Below are 1,303 nucleotides of genomic sequence, written 5' to 3'. Positions count from 1 at the left end.
ACTGGCAGGCGCGCGCGCAGCTGGTGCGCGAGCAGTCGCCGGCCTCGCTCGTCGCCGCCTCGTCGAAGGTGTGGTTCGCGCCCGAGGCGTTCACCGAGGAGCCGGTGATGGTGGGGCGGATCCTGCGCGTGCTGCAGGAGACCTCGGCCGAGGGCTACGCGCGCTGCGCCGAAGCGCTCGCCTCGTACGACGTGCGCGAACAGCTCGGCGAGATCGAGGTGCCGCTGCTCGCACTCTGGGGCGAGCACGACACCGTCGGCACCGAGCCGAAGCAGGACGAGATCGTGACTCGCGCACAGCGCGCCCGCAAGCAGATGGTCGCCGGGGCCGCGCACCAGCCGCCCGCCGAGAAGCCCGCCGCGACGGCCGACGCGCTGCTCGAGTTCTTCGGAGGACTGCGGTGAACGCGGGGGCGGAGCGACCGGGCGGGGCCGGCCGCGGTGCTGACGGCCGGCCGGTTGAGACCGGCCTCGGCGTTGATCCTCGCCCGGCTGAATCCGGCCTCAGCGACGCCGAGCGCTACGAGCGCGGCATGACGGTGCGGCGCGAGGTGCTCTCGGATGCGCATGTGGATCGCGCGATCGCGGGCACGAGCGGCTTCACCGCCGACTTCCAGGATTACATCACCCGCAACGCCTGGGGCGACATCTGGTCGCGGCCCGGGCTCTCGCGGCGGGAGCGCTCGGTCGCGGTGCTGACGGCGATGCTCGCGCTCGGGCATCACGGCGAGTTCAAGATGCACGTCGCTGCCGCTCGGCGCAACGGGCTGACGGTCGACGAGATCAAAGAGGTGATCCTGCAGGCCGGCCTCTACTGCGGGGTGCCGGTCGCGAACGAGGGCTTCAGACTGGCGAGCGAAGTGCTCGAGGGGCTCGGGGAGCTGTAGCGGGATCCCTTGGACCGGGGCGCGGACCCCGTCGCCGGCTTCGAAACCGTACGAGATCGTCGACGCTGCATGAGATCGTGCCGCGGAGTCGTACTGCGCCGACGATCTCGTACAGCGTGGCGGGTCATGCAGCGCGGCCGGGTCATACACCCGGCGGGCTCGTACAGCACGGCGGGCTCAGCCCCGCACCCGCTCCGCGCGGCTCAGCGCTCCGGCCGGGGCTCGAGGACGAAGCGGGGTTTCCGCACGGCGAGCCCGAAGACGATCTGCACGGCGGTGACCAGCCAGACGAGGGCGAATGGGGCGATCCAGGCGCCGCTGGACCCGCCGCCGAGTCCCAGCAGCCAGCCGAAGACGATCGGGCCGGCCGCGGCGATGAGGTAGCCGACGGATTGCGCCATGCCCGAGAGCGCGGCG

1 protein-coding gene and 2 pseudogenes are annotated in these 1,303 nt (G+C 72.4%); 2 read left to right on the top strand and 1 reads right to left on the bottom strand.

Annotated features, from left to right (window positions below; genetic code table 11):
- Positions 1 to 404, top strand: a pseudogene (locus ACFPZL_RS13320) (alpha/beta fold hydrolase); the annotation flags it as partial.
- Between the two features lie 128 nt (positions 405 to 532).
- Positions 533 to 886, top strand: a complete 354-nt coding sequence (locus ACFPZL_RS13315; protein ID WP_218115154.1) for a carboxymuconolactone decarboxylase family protein — start codon at positions 533 to 535, stop codon at positions 884 to 886.
- Between the two features lie 203 nt (positions 887 to 1,089).
- Here the strand turns inward: ACFPZL_RS13315 and ACFPZL_RS13310 are convergent.
- A pseudogene (locus tag ACFPZL_RS13310) lies at positions 1,090 to 1,303 on the bottom strand (MFS transporter); the annotation flags it as partial.

The organism is Leucobacter soli (assembly GCF_042659205.1).
In the GTDB taxonomy this organism is placed as follows: Bacteria; Actinomycetota; Actinomycetes; order Actinomycetales; family Microbacteriaceae; genus Leucobacter; species Leucobacter soli.
The sequence above is the reverse complement of the archived record's forward strand: the minus strand, read 5'-3'. Positions and strand labels throughout refer to the sequence as shown.

Bases quoted from the DNA above. Each gene is read 5' to 3' on its own strand.
- ACFPZL_RS13315 (WP_218115154.1), top strand. From the start codon at position 533: ATGACGGTGCGGCGCGAGGTGCTCTCGGATGCGCATGTGGATCGCGCG.